9 protein-coding genes are annotated in these 16,829 nt (G+C 58.8%); 4 read left to right on the top strand and 5 right to left on the bottom strand.

Annotation, left to right across the window (positions count from 1 at the left end; genetic code table 11):
* On the bottom strand, positions 1–4,205 hold a 4,205-nt coding region (locus VGK48_26165), incomplete at its 3' end, for a hypothetical protein (protein ID HEY2384676.1).
* A 327-nt stretch (positions 4,206–4,532) separates the two neighbouring features.
* Here VGK48_26165 and VGK48_26160 point away from each other — a divergent pair.
* Together VGK48_26160 and VGK48_26155 are read left to right on the top strand one after the other, a co-directional pair.
* On the top strand, positions 4,533–11,429 hold the full coding sequence (locus VGK48_26160; protein HEY2384675.1) for an IPT/TIG domain-containing protein: 6,897 nt from the start codon (positions 4,533–4,535) through the stop codon (positions 11,427–11,429).
* Between the two features lie 66 nt (positions 11,430–11,495).
* A complete protein-coding gene (locus VGK48_26155) occupies positions 11,496–11,879 on the top strand; it encodes a GxxExxY protein (GenBank protein ID HEY2384674.1) in 384 nt (127 codons plus the stop codon).
* Between the two features lie 41 nt (positions 11,880–11,920).
* Here the strand turns inward: VGK48_26155 and VGK48_26150 are convergent, their stop codons facing one another.
* Both VGK48_26150 and VGK48_26145 read right to left on the bottom strand, forming a co-directional pair.
* A complete protein-coding gene (locus VGK48_26150) occupies positions 11,921–13,759 on the bottom strand; it encodes a S53 family peptidase (protein HEY2384673.1) in 1,839 nt (612 codons plus the stop codon).
* Positions 13,760–13,862: 103 nt separating this feature from the next.
* Positions 13,863–15,212, bottom strand: coding sequence for an AAA family ATPase (locus VGK48_26145; protein ID HEY2384672.1), 1,350 nt, complete (start codon positions 15,210–15,212; stop codon positions 13,863–13,865).
* Positions 15,213–15,340: 128 nt separating this feature from the next.
* On the opposite strand from VGK48_26145, the gene VGK48_26140 reads away from it, so the two are divergent.
* Both VGK48_26140 and VGK48_26135 read left to right on the top strand, forming a co-directional pair.
* Positions 15,341–15,601 (top strand): hypothetical protein, encoded by a 261-nt coding sequence (locus VGK48_26140; GenBank protein HEY2384671.1) that lies wholly within the window; start codon positions 15,341–15,343, stop codon positions 15,599–15,601.
* Positions 15,591–15,821, top strand: a complete 231-nt coding sequence (locus VGK48_26135; GenBank protein ID HEY2384670.1) for a hypothetical protein — start codon at positions 15,591–15,593, stop codon at positions 15,819–15,821. The genes VGK48_26140 and VGK48_26135 overlap by 11 nt, the downstream gene beginning before the upstream one ends.
* A 360-nt stretch (positions 15,822–16,181) precedes the next feature.
* Here VGK48_26135 and VGK48_26130 read toward each other — a convergent pair whose 3' ends face one another.
* Complete coding sequence (locus VGK48_26130; protein HEY2384669.1) at positions 16,182–16,415, bottom strand: hypothetical protein; 234 nt, start codon at positions 16,413–16,415, stop codon at positions 16,182–16,184.
* On the bottom strand, positions 16,412–16,717 hold the full coding sequence (locus VGK48_26125) for a BrnT family toxin (protein HEY2384668.1): 306 nt from the start codon (positions 16,715–16,717) through the stop codon (positions 16,412–16,414). The genes VGK48_26130 and VGK48_26125 overlap by 4 nt, the downstream gene beginning before the upstream one ends.
* Positions 16,718–16,829: the final 112 nt, after the last annotated feature.

Here is a 16,829-nt window from a genome sequence, read left to right as displayed (position 1 = left end):
GTCGCCGTCACTCCCGTTCCATCGAATGTCAGCCCCGTTGCTCCAGACAAGTTCATTCCGGTGACGGTGGCCGGCACCGTTTGGCCCTGTATGGAGGTTTGGGGTGCAATTGAGCTGATATACGGCACACTCGTCGCTGTTACGCTGAATCCATTGAACGCTGATGAAATGCCATTCTGCGTTACCAGCGTTACCGTTCGTTCACCCGTGCCGGCGGCCGGGTCGATCGAAATCGCCGTGGAAATGCTGGAATCGTTACCGCCTCCCAGGATTGACGCTATAACGCCGGTTCCGCTGAAGATCAGTGCAGCCGCGCCACTGAAGTTCGAGCCTGTGATCGTCGCATTTACAGTTGTGCCTTGTGTGCCCGAGGCCGGCGCGATGGACTGCAAAGACGGCACGGGCGGCGGGTTCGGCGCCACTTTGAGAATACGGTTATTGGTCCCATCCGAAATGTACAAATCACCGGCTTGGTCGACGGCGATCGCGCCAGACACTGCCTGCACTGCCGTGCTGATTACACCACCGGGATTAATCATGCGAATACGACCGCTGCCGTCGGCGATGAAAATATTGCCGTTCTTATCTACGGCTACATCATTTGGAGCATTGAGCTGGGCGAGAATTGCCGGGCCGCCATCACCGCTGAAACCTGCGCTGCCGGTTCCCGCTACGGTACTGATGACGCCGCCGGAGTTGACCATCCGAACTCGATTGTTATGCCTGTCGGCGATATACAGGTTGTTCGCTGCGTCTAAGGCTATTCGGAGGTCCGACGACAACTCAGACGCCGCTGCTGCTCCGCCGTCGCCGGCGAAACCAGTCGTGCCGTTACCGGCAATTGTGATAATCACGCCGGCGGAGTTGACCTTTCGGACGCGATTCCAATCAGCGATGAAGAGGTTTCCTGTCGAGTCGACCGCTATGCTGTACGGCGACAACAATAGTGCAGACGTGGCAGGTCCGCCGTCCCCGCCGGCTCCCGAGGCCCCGTTTCCTGCGACCGTTGTGATCACACCGGACGCGGACACCTTGCGGACACGTTGATTCCCGAAATCCGCGATATATAGATTTCCGTTTGCGTCCATGGCGACGTCGGTAGGCGAATTCAGGTCCGCCTGCGTCGCCGGTCCGCCGTCTCCAAAGAAGCCTGGAATCGAAATGGATCCTGCGACGGTGTCGAGCACACCAAACGGGTTTATTCTCCGGATGCGATGCGTCCCGTTTTCCGCGAAGTACACGTTTCCTGCGGCATCGACAGTAATACCCGCTGGCACGGACAACGACGTGGGTACCGCCGGTCTGCCTGTGCCGCCATAACCGCAGCACGCGCCGCCTGCAATCGTGGTGATGATGTTTCCGGATGATGGAGTCACAACGGAAAACCCGCTTCGCGAGGTGGAAGTCCCCCCCGCGGCAGTGACTGTCACATTATGGCCGCCGAGCGAAGCAGTCGTGGCGACGGCGATCGAAATCGGGATCAGCGTGTCCGTGCCACCGCTGAGGATGGTCGCGGTAATGCCCGATCCGTCAAATGTGACGGCAGTGGCTCCTGTAAACCCGCTTCCGAAAATCATAGCTGCTGTCGTCGTACCTTGCGCTGCCGTGAGGACGGAGATCTCCGGACTGCCGTCGATGTTCGTTCCAATTGTTGGGAGCATCGCGGCAGGAGCGTTCACGGTGAAGCCCGTAATCGAGTTCGAAATGCGGCCCCCCGTCGCCACAGTGAGCGCGCGAGTGCCTGTCGCGGCCCCTGCTGAAATTGAAATCCGGACAGGCAATTGTGTGTTGGTTCCAACACCATTAAGAACGGCAGTGACACCCGCCCCACTGAACACGACTGCATTGACGCCACTAAAATTAAAACCGTTCAAAGTCGCCGTTACCGTGGTGCCCTGGATTCCTGACGATGTCGAAATCGATGTCAGAACCGGCGCGCCGGTGCCGGTGCCCGCAGCACTGACAGTTCGGACTCGATTGTCATAGGTATCCGCGGCGAATATGGTGCCCGTAGCGTCGACGGCGAGGCCGCGTACGGCCTGCAGCGAGACGAACGTGGCAGGACTGCCGTCGCCTGTACCGCTGCCGCCGCCGGCAATTGTGAAGATTGCGCCGGTGGAATCGACAAGCCGGACTCTGTTGTTATCCCCGATAAGGAGATCGCCGGCGGCGTCAAATGCAATCACCCAGGGGTATACCTGCACCGAGGCCGCGGGGCTGCCTTCGGTCATGTCGAAGCCCGGGCCGCCATTTCCCGCAACCGTTTGGATGATGCCTTTGGAGTTCACCTCGCGCACGCGGTTGTTCAACGAATCGACGATAAACAGATCGCCCTCGGCGTCAACGGCCAGCCGCGTGGGACCGCTGAGCCGGGCGAAATTCGCCGGACCGCCGTCCCCGCCGAAGCCCTGCGTTCCACTGCCCGCGGCGGTGCTGATGATGCCGTCCGCATTTACCATTCGGACGCGTTCGTTACAGCCATCCCCGATGAAGAGGTTTCCAGACAAATCCGCAGCCACACCGGAGACGCACAATGCCGCAGCAGTCGCCGGTCCGCCGTCTCCGCTGGAAGCCGTGCTTCCGTTCCCGGCCACTGTGCTGATCATTCCGTTCGTATTCACTTTTCGGACTCGATTGTTGCCTGAATCCGCTATGAACAAGTTGCCGGATCGATCTACCGCGACATCGGTCGGGCCGCTGAACGTCGCACCGGTAGCAGCACCTCCGTCCCCGCCGAAACCGGCCGATCCCGTTCCGGCGACCGTGCTGATTACACCTGTTGTCGATACCTTGCGTATCCGGTTGTTGTTTGTGTCCGCAATGAACAGGTTGCCGGCACTGTCCACCGCAACTCCGTTCGGACCGGCCAGCTGCGCGGATGTTGCCGCCAGTCCGTCACCACTGAAGCCGGGTGTTCCGTTGCCGGCAGCCGTGCCGATCACACGGTCGTCTGAAGGAAGAGTGACACCGAACCCTGCAACAAAGTCCGATTGGCCGCCCGCTGTGGTCACTGCGAAAGTATGTATTCCTATCGCCGCTGTGGGTGCGATGGTGATGCTGATGGTCAAGCCCGTCGACGAGTCGACGCTGGATACGGTTGCGCTGATACCGGTTCCACTGAACGATATAGCCGTCGCTCCCGCGAGGTTGACTCCGGCGACCTTTGCAGAGAAGGTGGTGCCCCGGACTCCCGACGTCGGAGCAATCGATGTGAGCGCCGGCGTTCCATCCGGAATTGTCCGGACCTTGCGGATGCGGTTGTTGTTCGTGTCGGCAATCAATAAGGAGCCGGTTGCGTCCACTGCCACGGCCTGAGGCGAACTCAGAAGAGCTGAAGGAGCCGGTCCGCCGTCACCGCCAAAACCCGCCGTCCCGCTGCCGGCGATGCCCTGGATCAAGCCGGAAGAATTAATCTCGCGAACCCGTTGGTTTCCGGAATCGGCGATGAACAGATTTCCGGAAGAATCGGCAACGATCCCTTCCGGCTGATTCAGTTCGGCGCTCGCCGCCGGCCCCCCGTCTCCGGTGTTTCCGGCGATGCCGTTTCCAGCGATGGTCGTGATCACTCCGCTGCCGTTGACCATGCGAATCCGAGCGTTGGTTGTGTCGGCGATATACAGGTTTCCGCTGCCATCAAGCGCGATATTTACGGGCGATGACAGTTGCGCGGCCACTGCGGCTCCTCCGTCTCCGCTGTACCCTGCCGTGCCGGTACCGGCAACCGTGCTGATGATGCCGGACGACGCCAGTTTGCGAATCCTCTGGTTGCCCGTGTCGGCAATCCAGATGTTGCCCGCGCCATCCACTGCTATACCGGACGGATAATTGAACTGGGCGGCCAGGCCCGTGCCGCCGTCTCCGGCGAAACCTCCAGTCCCGGTGCCGGCGATCGTCGAGATAACACCGGCAGGCGTTACTTTCCGGATGCGATGATTGTATGTGTCGGCAATGAAAAGATCCCCGGCCGCATCGACCGCGATTCCTCTGCCGGCAATCTGTGCGGATGTTGCCAGGCCGCCGTCACCGCCAAATCCGAAGGTGCTGTTGCCGGCAACCGTCGTAACTATGCCCTGGCTTGTGATCTTCCGCACCCGGTAGCTGGAATCCACGACGAAAAAGTTGCCGCCGGCATCAACGGCGACACCCGAAGGGAAAGAAAAACCGGCTAACACGGCTGGACCGGTGTCCCCGCTGAAGCCTGACATTTGGGTTCCCGCTACCGTGTTGATGACGTTTTGAGACGGGTTATTGCTTATGGGTGCGGAAGTGCCTGTGATCAGTAAGGCAAAAAAGCACAGGCCGAAAACGAGCGTCCGTGACGGAGCCAATGTACACATCGCATCTTGACGTGAAGGTTTATGAGTTCGAATCTCCATCTTACCAGAGGTGTGGATATTTTAATTGGCCGCAGATGACGCGGATGACGCAGATGCCCCATCCGCGTCATCCGCGGCATCTGCGGCTAAACAACTGTCGACAGACATAAAGATCGTGTTAGAATCCGCGCCTCCATATCTAAAGGAGTTGCGGATATGCCGAACGCGTTCCGATCGCAGCGAGCGCCGCTTGCGATTATCTTAGTGGCCGCCGCCCTGATATTTACAGTATCGAATGTCGCGTTTGCGGCCACGCCGACGCTCTCGTCCATCAGTCCGGTCAACGGCAGTCTTGGCCAGACGGTGAGCGTGACCTTAACGGGCACGGGATTCAGTGCGGGCGGCGCCTTCATTAACCTCGGTGGTTTAGGCGTGGGCGTTACCAACGTCAGTGTGGTCAATGACACATCCATGACGGCCACCTTTCAGATCGTTCCCAACGCCAGCACGGGCGGCCGCAGTATATCGGTGACGACAACCGGGGGAACGAGTACGACGGTCAATTTCGGGGTACTGGGAGCGCCGACTTTGAGTTCGATCACCAGTCCCGGTCTCGGTACGCTGAGCATCCTGACGGTTGGGGCGGCTTATAGCGTGTCGTTGACGGGCACCAACTTCGCCGCGGGAGCGACAGCCGTTAATGTCAGTGGATCGGGTGTGACGGTCAGCAATGTCGTATCGACCAACAGTACCGTGCTGCGGACAGCCGTCTTCACGGTCGCGTCGAATGCGGCCGCCGGAACCCGCTCGGTGACGGTATCCACGGCGGCGGGCACCGCAGCGCTGCCGATCACCGTGAACACCGATGTGTCCAGCGGATATATGCTCTCCACGGTGGCGGGCCAGGACGCCTTCAGCGAAGGCGCGGCGGCCACGTCTCAGGCTCTCCCTCTTATCAATGACGTGGCCTTCGCTCCCAATGGCAATCTGTACCTGGCCGTGCCCGGCGCCAACAAGGTTTACCAGGTGTCCAACGGGCTCATCTCCACGTTCGCCGGAACCGGCGTGCTGGGCGCGTCCGGCGATGGGGGCCCCGCCACGTCGGCGCAATTGAACTATCCTCTCGCCGTCATTGCCGACAGCCAGAGCAACATTTACATTGCGGAAGGGAATGCGGTCCGGAAGGTCTCCGCGGCAGACGGAACGATCAGTACGATTGCCGGCGGTGGTGGGGCGGGTTATAGCGGTGACAACGGCTCTGCATTTTTTGAGAAGCTTCAAAACCCGTCCGGATTGGGCATCGATAGCTCGGACAACCTGTATGTCATCGATGCCGGCAACAACCGTATCGTGAAAATCACGGCGGCGACCGGGGCGATCACCACGATTGCCGGAACGTTCCAGTGTTTCGGTTTCAGCGGCGACAACGGACCCGCCACACAGGCTTGCTTGAATCTCGACCTGCAGACCAGCAAACTGGCGGTGGACCCCTCGGGGAATATCTACTTCCCGGACTCCGACAACTACAGGATCCGCATGATCGCGGCGTCGAATGGGGTGATCAGCACGATTGCCGGTACCGGCGGCGGTTATAGCGGGGATAACGGCGCCGCCTCTGCAGCGGGGCTTGGCTTTCCCACGGCCGTCGTCCTCGACAGCAGCAACCCCAGTCAGTTCAAGCTTTACATTGCGGACAACGGCAGCAGTCGTGTACGGGGAATCACCGGAACGACGGTGATTTCGACAAGCAGCACCATCACCACCGTTGCCGGCAACGGCGGATTTCTCTTTACCGGAGATGGATCTCCGGCAACGTCGTTCGCCGTATCTCCACTCGGCATGGCTCTCGATGGTTCCGGCAATCTGTATATTGTCGATTCGGAATCCAACCGCGTTCGTCTTCTTTCATCGGGAGCGCTCTCCACCGTCGCGGGGAATTCCGGTGTGTTCAGCGGCGATAATGGACCGGCGGCGTCCGCCCAATTCTATCTGCCGCAAAGCATTGCCACGGACCCCAGCAACAATCTGTTCATTGCGGACACCGGCAATGCCCGCGTTCGCGAGGTTTCTTTCCCCGGAAACACGGTCACGACGATCGCCGGTACCGGAACCACCCTCAGCCTGACGGCGAGCGGTGAAGGCGGCCCCGCGACCTCGGCGGTCCTGGGCATACCCTGGGCGGTGGCAACGACGACCAGCGGCACTGTCTACATCGCGGCCAGCACGACCGTTTTTGGCGGCACCGACAGCCGGATCTGGCAGGTCGGTCTCGACCATAACATTCATACGATCGCCGGCGGCAGCACCTCCGGTTACAACGGCGACAATATTCCTGCTACATCCGCCCAGTTGAACGGCCCGCTGGGAGTTGTCGTGGATCCGAGCGGAAATATTTACATCGCGGATGCGTGCAATTTCAGGGTCCGCAAAGTCACAGCCGCGACCGGCATGATCACGACCATCGCCGGCAACGGAACCCCAGGCTACAGCGGCGACGGAGGACAGGGGACAAGCGCGCAGTTGACGCAGCCCCGGCAGCTGGCCCTGGATTCCCTGGGCAATCTCTATATCCAGGACCGGGGAAACAACGACAGCCGCTGCGATAATGGCGGCAACGGAAACAACCAAGGGGAAATCCGCAAAGTCGCAACGGACGGCACGATCAGCACGTTCTCTACGGCGGGAAGCAATGGCGTTGCGGTCGGCGGAGGAACCGTCTTCGTTGGCGGCAACGCGAGCATCTTTCAGATTTTTCCCGACGGCGGAGGCGCCAGTATCGCGGGCGGCGGCGGTTTAGTATCCAACGTCTTCAACTCCAACGGTTTGAGCGGTCTTTCGGGAGACAACGGCCCGGCGTTGGTCGGCTTGATCGGCACCGATGCGCTGGCAGTGAACAGCTTGGGCGAGGTGCTGTTCGTCGACCAGAACGATTATGTTGTCCGTAAGGCAACGCCACAGACTTCCCCTGTCATCACGGCGCTTCCGTTCGGTGTTTCGGCGCGCGGCGGCGCAATTACACCGTTCACGTCCGCGCTGAGTGTCGGAGTCTGGGGCAACGCGACGGCGGCGTGGAACGCAACGGCTTCCGTCACCACGCCGAGTGGCGGACATTGGTTGAGCATTTCACCGTCCAGTGGGACGGGGACCGCCATCGGTACACTCGCCGTGACATATGACGTCACCGGGTTATCGGCTGGTACCTACAACGGCAGCATCACATTTACGTCCACTCCGGCTGCGGCTAATACTTCGTTTACCGTACCCGTGACGCTGACGATCCCACCTCAGAATATCCAGGTAAGCCCGCCCGACATTTTCATGGTTGCCACCGCCGGAGGATTCCTTCAACCGCAAAACGTGAGCGTGTTGAATCAAGGATTGGGAGGAGGCATCAACTTTAACGCTTCCGCAATCGTTACCAGCCCGCAGTGGCTGTCGGTGACGCCCTCATCGGGTAGCTCAAGCCCTCAGGCTAATGGATTTGTGACTCTCTCTTATAACCTGGCCGGACTCAGCGCCGGCGTTTACAGCGGGGGTGTGACGGTCTCTTCAGCAGCTGGAACTGCCGCTGTCAACTCCCCGATCACCGTCCCCGTGTTTCTTCAGTTGAATGCGCCAAACGCTTCACCGTTTCTTTCGACCATCAGTCCCGCGAACGGCGCGCTGGGACAAGCGGTAAACGTCACGCTGACAGGATCGAACTTCCTCTTGAACCCGACCGTCAACGTCTCCGGAAGCGGCGTCACCGTCAGTAACGTCACGGCGGTGAGCGCATCCTCAATCACCGCAACCTTGACGATCGCCGGAACCGCGGCTACCGGAGTCCGGACCATTTCCGTTACCACCGCGGTCGCCACCTCGAATTCGCAAAACTTTACGATCCTCGGCGTTCCAACGCTGACGTCGATCAGTCCCGCGGCAGGTAGCACCGGTTCCGCGGTCAGTGTGACGCTCACCGGTACAGGGTTTGCCAACGGCGGGTCCACGGTCACGGTCGACGGTTCGGGCGTGACGGCAGCCGTGACCAATTTTACCAGTGCGACCTCGCTGACAGCGCTTCTCACCATCGCGGCGAACGCGACCACAGGCGCGCACAACCTGACTGTAACCACCCAGGCCGGCACCACGTCTCCGGTGACCTTTACCGTCAGCTCCGAAGCCGGCTACACAGTTACCACCGTTGCCGGTACTGCTTTCGTTATGGAAGGCGGCCCGGCGACGAGCCAGCCTTTGCCGTTTTTTTTCGATGTGGCGCGCGACTCGATTGGGAATCTGTATATCGCTGCGCAGAACGCAAATAAGGTTTTCAAGGTATCCGGCGGCGTCATCACGACATTTGCGGGAACCGGAACGCCGGGGCCGTATGGGGATGGAGGGCCGGCCGCATCGGCCCAGCTGAACCAGCCGCGGGCGGTTCTTGTCGATGCGAATAACAATGTCCTGATTGCCGATTCCAGTAACAATCGCATTCGCAAAGTGACGGCGGATGGAACCCTGATCACCACATTCGCGGGAACAGGAGCCGGTGGCTTCAATGGCGACGGCGGCCCGGCGATCTTCGCGCAACTATCGGCTCCCAGCGGGTTGGGCATCGATTCGTCAGGCAATGTCTACATTCATGACTTCAACAATCGCCGGATCCGGCAGGTGGACACCAACGGTGTGATGTCGACCATGGCCGGAAATGGACTCACTGGTTACAACGGAGACGGCCAAGCCCTCCTGGCGGAACTGAATTTGGACAGTCAGACGTCCAAGCTCGCCGTCGACGGCGCCGGGAACCTCTATATCCCGGACGCCTTCAACAATCGCATCCGGAAAGTGACTCCCGGCGGCGTGATCAGTACCTTCGCGGGAATTGGAACCTCCGGCTCCAGCGGCGATAGCGGCCCGGCGGCTGCTGCCGCGCTGAATACACCCCGCGCCGTCGCCTTCGACGCCAGCGGCAATCTTTTCATCGCCGACGCCAACAACAATCGCATTCGCAAAGTGAACGGCAGCGGCAATATCTCAACGGTTGCCGGTAATGGTTTTAACGGCTTCAACGGCGACGGGGGAGCTGGGACCGCAACGAACCTTCAGCTGACGAACCCCATCGGCATGGCGACCGATCCGTCAGGCAACGTTTATTTCGCCGATAGCGGCAGCAACCGGCTGCGCGAGCTTACCACCGGCGGCGCGCTCACGACGTTGGCCGGCAACACCGGCGGACCCAGTAACGATGGGGGCGCAGCATCATCGACCCTTCTCTACCAACCCAATGGCGTTGCATTGGACTTGAATGGAAACCTTCTGATTGCAGACAGCCGTGATTTCCGAATCCGCAAAGTGGATGCCGTAACGGGAAATGTCAGGACCATTGCCGGTTGTTTAATTCCGTCTCCTTGCACGGGCAGCGGCACTGTCAGCGGCGACGGCGGGATGGCGATTAGCGCGGGACTGGGCTTCATCAGCGACATCTTCGTGGACAGCTCCGGAAATATTTTCGTCAGCGGCAGCAACCGCGTCCGGATCATCACGACTGATGGAAAGATCAATACTTTCGCCGGAACGGGGACATCGGGTTACAACGGCGACAGCATATCGGCGACCACCGCGCAGCTCAATAACCCGCAGGGCATGACGATGGATGGGTCGGGCAATCTGTACATAGCGGACTCCAATAATCAACGCGTCCGGATGGTTTCGGCTGGAACTATCACCACCGTTGCCGGAAACGGAACTTCGGGCTCCCTCGGGGACAACGGGGCGGCCACGTCTGCTAACTTGAACAACCCGCGGCATCTCGCTTTTGACGCCAACTCCGATCCTTATGGCCCCAACCACCTTTATATTGCGGATTCGAACAATTCGAAGATCCGCGTAGTTGTCGGCGGCACGATCTCGACGTTCTCCACGTTCGGCGGCGCGGCCGTTGCATACAACTCCGGCAACCTGTACATCGCGTCGGGATCGCAGATCCAACGCGGATTTCCGGATGGAACCAGTTCGACCATCGCGGGTCTGGCCTTCGGCGATACCGGCGATAACGGTCCGGCGCTGATGGCGTCACTCAATGTCACGAGTCTCATCGCGAACTCCAGTGGAACCGTCTTCGCCGCCGATAGCAGCGACAATGTCGTGCGCATGTTGAGTCAGGTGTCCGCGGGCTCTGCCGTTTTGAGCGTTTCGCCAGCCGGTTTCAACTTCCGGCTTGGGAATAACAATTCCACCGGCAACACCGCGACGATCACCCTGGGCGGCGCCCCCACGACAAACTTCACCTGGACGGCCGCCGCCAGCGTCACCACGCCTTCAGGTGGCGAGTGGCTGACGCTGCCGGTGACGTCGGGGACCGGCGGATTCCCGCTCGGTCTCACTGCAAATGCATCCGGTCTCGCGCCCGGGATCTATAACGGCAGCGTGTCGATCAGTTCTCCGCAGGCAGCGAACTCGCCGGTGACGGTCCCGGTCACGTTGAATGTGTTGCCGTCGACGCTATCCACAAGTGCGTCGTCCTTCACGCCAAGCGCCACGGCCGGCGGCTCCAATCCGGGCTCCACGAACTTTACCGTCACCCAGGGCGGTTCGGGCGTGAGCTTCGCATTTACAGCTGCCGCCGCGGTGGTCACTCCCCTGAGCGGGACATGGTTGTCCGTCGCGCCCGGCTCCGGGACGACGGGTTCAGGCGTAAACTTCATGGTGTCCTACAACATCACCGGTCTCTCGGCCGGCGTCTACACCGGAAGCATCATCCTGACCGCGGCCAATGCTTCAAACTCGCCGCTGGTGCTCCCTGTGACGCTCACGATCAATCCCAACACCGCTCCGACGCTGACCTCGATCACGCCGATCAACGGCCTTCCAGGTCAGACCGTGAACGTGACCCTCACGGGAACGAATTTCAATCCCACCTCCGCCTCGAACATCATCTCGGTCGGAGGTTCCGGTGTGACCGTGACCAATACAACGTTCGTGAGCGGAACGATGCTTTTCGCGACATTTACGATTTCCAACTCGGCGACGCTCGGCCCCGACAACGTCACGGTGAGTAACGGCGTGGGAACGTCCGGCGCCGTGATATTTACCGTGGGTGCTGTGAAAAAACGAGGCGGCCAGATCACGAGCCAGTGAAAGCTGTTTAGCCGCAGATGACGCGGATGACGCAGATGGGGCCCTTGAATTGCACCAGGCCGCCGCGTGGTTACGCCCGAGCTTACACATCAGATCATTGGCAGCGCGATGGAGGTGCACAAGCTTCTCGGTCCTGGCTTCCTGGAGTCCATCTACCAACGCGCTCTGCAGCAGGAAATTCTGCTTCGAGGCCTTTCGACCGAAACGGAGCGCCAAATCCATATCCTCTACAAAGGCCAACTGGTTGGGAAACATCGTCTGGACCTGATCGTTTCCGGCATTGTCGTGGTGGAGTTGAACGCGGTCACCAGTATTTCAGACGCTCATCTGGCCCAGGCATTGTCGTATTTAAAGGCCTCTGAACTTGAATTGGCTCTTATTCTCAACTTCGGTGAACCACGGCTGACCTGGAAAAGAGTCGTCAAATCCCGGACCTGCGCACCTTTCTAGATCTATCTGCGCCATCCGCGTCATCTGCGGCCAAAACCTCTTTACTGGGAAGTGATTTGCCCCCTGCGTTTCTTTACCGGCCATGACGCAACCATCACAGAAACATCCACAGAACCGAGTCCGGTCGCGAGATCGTATCCCGGGCCGGCGGAATACCCGATCGACCCCGTAGTGCAATCGACAGTTCCCATACGGCACGGCACCTGGTTATCTCCGGACGTAATATCGTGGAAGGCGGCTGGAGCCGAGGCGGCAAGAGCATACAAGACGGGATTGATGTCACCCTGGCGCGATCCGGCTCTCTGATTGATGAGCGCGACAACGGCGGCGAAAGAGGGTGCCCCCGCGGAAGTCCCGCCGACAACCGTCAGATTTCCGGAAGGCGATCGATAACCATTCACGCAGCTTCCCGCGGAGCAGATCAAATAACCATCGTGATTCGCGGATGCATTGAGCGAAAGGTCGGGCACGTCGCGGGCGGAATCGTTCGGAACGCCACTTCCTGTCTGCCATGAAGGCTTCGAGAAATAAATGCTGCGGCCTCCCCCTCCGGCGGCCAGACTCCCGCCGCCCGCATCGTTCCAGACAATCTCAGGGATGTACCCCAATGCAGACCCGTTACTCGCATTGTTCGTGGAACTCCAGGATGCCGTCACCTCATGAAATTCGCTGCCACCTATTCCGGTGACATACGGCAAGCTGGCGGGGAGGTCGACTGCGAGTCCATGCGTCGCAATCGCCGCGCGGCTGAAATCGCAGTCTGCGGCGCCGCTGTCGCCGCTGGAACCCAGGATCGTGATGCCTTGAGCATTGGCCTGCTGAGCGAGAGCCAACAGCGATGCGCGCTCTCCCGCTGAAAAGTTCTGTTCGCAATCTCCATAACTGATACTCACCACGGGAGCGAGATTTTGATCGATGGCGTATTGCAGCGATACCAGTGCGTCACCTGAATTCACGTATAAAATCTGCGCCTTCGGCGCGATGCCGCCGGACCATTCCAGATCGAGATCCGCCTCGACGAGGTCGGCCTCGCTCACTCCCGGATCGCTCATGCCCGACACCAGAATCACTTGAGGGTCATTGGCCGGCAATCCCGACGCGCTTCGAAAGGCTTCGATATCGCTGAGCTGGATATCGGTCTGGCCTACTACCGCAATGGTTTGCCCGCTTCCATCCAAACCCATCGCGTAAAGGCTCGAAAGGTCGTAAATCGTCGCGAAGTCGTTCGGACTGAGATAATTATTCCCCGAGATCGGCGAGGTAAATTGAGGAGCCGCGTCGGCATCGATAATACGCTTCAGGACTTTCGGTTTAAGGCGGAAGTTGTTCAAAGAACGGAAACCCAGCACAATATTCGCGAGAGCGGCGGGAACTGAAGGATCTGTGGCGTTCGCATAATAAATTTTGCCGTCAACGCCGTACTCATGAATCGAGGTGCGGAAAGCCGTCTCCACCTGGAGAGCGGAGCCGCTGAATGTTACTGAACCGCGGCTGCGCGCGGCTTCCTCCACCGTGAACCCTTGAGCCTTCAACCAGACGATGACCTTATTTACATCGTCCTGGCCAAGCCCGAAGCGGTTGGCAAATCCTTCCGGTGAAAGCCATTGGTGGTAATTCGGAGAGCGGGGATCTTGCTGTTGTTTGAGCAGCGCATTCAACTCGGCCTGTTGTCCGTCGGTCGACTTGAAGAGCATCGTCATGTGCTCCATCCGGAACGCCGGTGCGGCCCGGCCCCGATCGTTCCCGGCATTCGCAAACCGATGCACATTGCCACGGACAACAAAGGTCCTGCCTTGGGCGTAAGAGGTTATCCCACAGAAAGTGATCGAAGCCGCTGCGAGCGCAGCGAATAAGGATGTGAAAACCCCTCGCTTTTTCATGTATCCACAAGTTTCTGATTCTTCCAGACAGGTTTTGGCCGCAGATGACGCGGATGACGCAGATGGGGCCCCGCTTTTCATTCTCGGGGGTGGCCCGCCTGGGTCATGTTGCTTTGGCGTCCAACGTTTCGAGGTAATCCTGTTTGCCCGGCAAGGGCGGTTCTTGTGTTTCAAGCGCGCTGAGATCGAGGCTGGAAACGTATCTTCGAAGCACATTTTCGGCAAATCGGGCGACTTGCCGGAAGTTCCATCCTTCCATGCGATTGGCCAATTCGCCGACATCATCGGCTGGAAGGTGGCGGGCATAGTATGCAAGCGCTTCAGTAAGCTGGGCTGGATTGGGCGGGCGGAATTCGATTTTTAAGTCGAACCGGTCGTATATGGCCGGATCGAGCGCATTAACGTCATTAACGGAACCCACCAGAAGAATTTCGTTGGATTCCGCAAAGCCGTCGATCTCGGTAAGAAGGACAGACACGATCCGGGCCGACGCTTCATGGCTCTCACTGCGATTCCGGGCAAGAGCATCCAGTTCGTCGATCAACAGGATCATTCGGCCTGCACTGCGGCAAAGGGCGAACAGACTGGCGATCCGGTTCTCGCTCTCTCCGAACCATTTGGTCAGCACGGCGTTGCACGGCAGAATCACGACGGGCAAGCCGGCTTCACCCGCGATTATTTTCATGCTCCAGGTCTTGCCGCAGCCTGGAGCACCATAAAGGAGCACGCCGCGCGGTAGAAGCCGGGCCGCCCGTGGCATGACGCGGGCGGCGATCTTCTCGTACAGATGTTCGCGCGAAAGGGGCAGAAACACCGATCGCCGCAAGTGCTCGCGGAGGTCGGCCAGGCCGGCAAGGTCTTTCCAGCCGAGTTCCGATTCCTGGATAACGCGGCAGCCCATTTTTTCAAACTGACGGGCAAATTCCTTATGCCAGCTTTCCAGATCGGCCGCCTTTCTTCGACGTTGCTCGATCGGCGGGAACAATCTTTTCGCGGTCTCTGTCACAAAGACTTCGAAGTGATCGTCAAAGTCCTCCACCGTTGTGCGTGTCTTGACAAGGTGGCCGTACAAGGGAGTCGTCTCGAACGACATGGTCGTATCGCCCTGTCCGAAAACATGGCCAAATCCCTCTGCCTCCCTGCACGACCGCCTCAGAGTCATCCCGTTCATAATAGTCGGCTCCAGAAACAACGGATCGAATCTTCCGAAACTCTGCTGAAAATCATGAACCAGAGCGAGGACGGTTTCCCACTCCAGCGAAGACACCACGAACTGCACCGTGACGCCGTCGGATTCGAGTTTCACCTCGACACGCTCCTGCTGCGGCCACGCAACGTTTCCTTGAGGAATGTTCCTGAAAGACAGCAGCGATTCGACAATCCTCATGATCCGGGTTCGGAATTCGACGAATTCCGGCCGCCTCGTACGTCCATCTATAAGTTCGTCCGACATCGTGCCTGCAGTTTAGCCGCAGATGGCCTACATGGCTAAATTCTTCTCAGGTGAATTAAGCACGGTTCATGCACTGTTGACGGCTGTATTTGTTTGTATGACAATGAAATACAGGCCGGAAGGCATAAGTGGTCACTTACAATACTGAAAATCTGACCAAACATGGCGTGACTGCCACTGAAGTCGACGAGGTATTGAGCGATTCCCGGACGATCTGGCTCGACCTTGGCCCAAGCCGGGACGGAAACGATCGGCTGATCTTCATTGGGTTAACGAAAGGCGGGCGTGCTCTGGAAGTCGGAATTGAGCTTATCAGCGAGGATGAATATGTCTTTCACGCCATGGCTGCAAGCGAACATTACCTGAAGGAGTTCAATCATGCCCATTAGAGAAACAGCAAAACAAAGGCAGGAACGGCTCAGCAACCGTGTGGAAAAAATCCGCCGGGAAGCCCGCGAACGGCTCACTAAAGATGCTGTTATACAATGCCGCGTTGAAATGGGATACATGGATGAACTTCAAGAGATCGCGAAGGCGAAAGGGCTGTCGGTAAGCGCGTTGACCCGCATGTGGCTTCTTGAACGTCTGCAACGAGAAAGATCGCTTTAGGTGCCGGCGTGCCGGCCTGTGGTAAGGCGTGAGGACTTACACTTTGTGGACGACAAGCCTGGTACTCCGCCGGAATCAAGGACTAGCATGAACTCAGCCCGCTTTCGAGTCCGATCGGCGGGCAAGACGGCGTGCGCCGTCTGCACTGCTTTCTGAAGCAGTTCGGCGCCTTCGCCTGCTCATACATTGCTTCCGGGAGATAGACCTGCATTCTCGGCATACGCCTATGTATACATTCTCCAAAAGCCGCTGCGCAATCGGAATAAAAGTTGAGCCGCAGATGACGCGGATGCCGCAGATAAATCTGCGTGATCTGCGCCATCTGCGGCTATAACTTCTTCCTTTCACTCGATCGATGAATTATTTCAAAGCTTCGTTGATCTCGATGTCGTGCTTGAGGACTTCCGTTATCAGGTCGGACAAAGGCATTCCCCGCTGGCGGGCTTTGTCGGAGAAGTATTTCCATACGGTCTTTTCAACAGACACCGGCATAAATACTGTCGCGCCTGCAGGAATGTGATGGAGTCCGCGAGTCCCTTTGCTGAAATCGATTTCGGATGGCATGTCGTTTCCGTCAAGTTCCGGATTGTTCATTTCCGCTCCTCATATTGACGAATTTCCGTCCGCGTTGCGCTACGCGCCGATAGTATCCGGATCTTGATAGCGGCTGGATCGGCATCCGACCAAAGATAGGCCACAGCCAGAGGCGCGCCATTGTTGGCAATGCCGATCGAAAACCAACGTGGCTCCTGCTCACTGTGTTCCAGGTCGGCGACTGTGAGCAGGTTCGCATCATTAAACACCGTGGACGCCAGTCCGAATGAAGTTCCGTGCTTGCGTTCATTTGCTTCGGCCTTTGCCGGGTCCCACTCGAACTGAAATGGCCGCTCTTCCACGTAAAACCTTCGTCCATCCTACCGAAAGGCGAGGCTCAAATACAAACCGGGGTCATTCCTTCTGCATGACGGCGCCATCTGCGGCTCCTTCCTTTGTCCATCATATAATGTC

Source organism: Terriglobia bacterium, assembly GCA_036496425.1.
Classification (GTDB): Bacteria; Acidobacteriota; Terriglobia; order 20CM-2-55-15; family 20CM-2-55-15; genus 20CM-2-55-15.
The sequence above is the reverse complement of the archived record's forward strand: the minus strand, read 5'-3'. Positions and strand labels throughout refer to the sequence as shown.

What these genes read in the sequence shown, in the direction of transcription:
- VGK48_26130 (HEY2384669.1), bottom strand. Translation starts at nt 16,415, where the DNA reads ATGAACAATCCGGAACTTGACGGAAACGACATGCCATCCGAAATCGAT.
- VGK48_26145 (HEY2384672.1), bottom strand. Translation starts at nt 15,212, where the DNA reads ATGTCGGACGAACTTATAGATGGACGTACGAGGCGGCCGGAATTCGTC.
- VGK48_26135 (HEY2384670.1), top strand. Translation starts at nt 15,591, where the DNA reads ATGCCCATTAGAGAAACAGCAAAACAAAGGCAGGAACGGCTCAGCAAC.
- VGK48_26160 (HEY2384675.1), top strand. Translation starts at nt 4,533, where the DNA reads ATGCCGAACGCGTTCCGATCGCAGCGAGCGCCGCTTGCGATTATCTTA.
- VGK48_26150 (HEY2384673.1), bottom strand. Translation starts at nt 13,759, where the DNA reads ATGAAAAAGCGAGGGGTTTTCACATCCTTATTCGCTGCGCTCGCAGCG.